Origin of the sequence: Pauljensenia sp. UMB6358 (genome assembly GCF_030216865.1) — a bacterium.
GTDB classification, from domain to species: domain Bacteria; phylum Actinomycetota; class Actinomycetes; order Actinomycetales; family Actinomycetaceae; genus Pauljensenia; species Pauljensenia turicensis_A.
The window spans coordinates 1-254 of the sequence record NZ_JASOMS010000218.1 but is presented as its reverse complement, the minus strand read 5'-3'; the positions used below and the strand labels follow the sequence as shown (position 1 = coordinate 254).

The 254-nt window shown below is 57.1% G+C and carries 1 protein-coding gene; it reads right to left on the bottom strand.

Going from position 1 to position 254, the window contains the following annotated elements; all coding sequences use genetic code 11:
• Positions 1 to 254 (bottom strand): hypothetical protein (locus tag QP381_RS09240; RefSeq protein ID WP_285068728.1); only part of this gene is annotated, 254 nt, incomplete at both ends.

Below are 254 nucleotides of genomic sequence, written 5' to 3'. Positions count from 1 at the left end.
CCACAGCATCCTCCAAATCTGAAGGCACGAAGCCCTCACCCATCTGTGCAGCTTCTTCGACCTCCTGCTCATAGTCCGCACCCTGCTGAGCCGCCTGCTCAATCATCGAAGCAACCGTCGGATCCGCCGAAGGCTCTGGTGAACTAGCGGATTCTTCTCGTGCATCTAAATCCGCTGCAACCTGTTCTTCATCGAACTCCAAGAACTCTTCTACATCCACACTCTGCTCCGGGTCTGCAGGCGTCGGGGCGGGT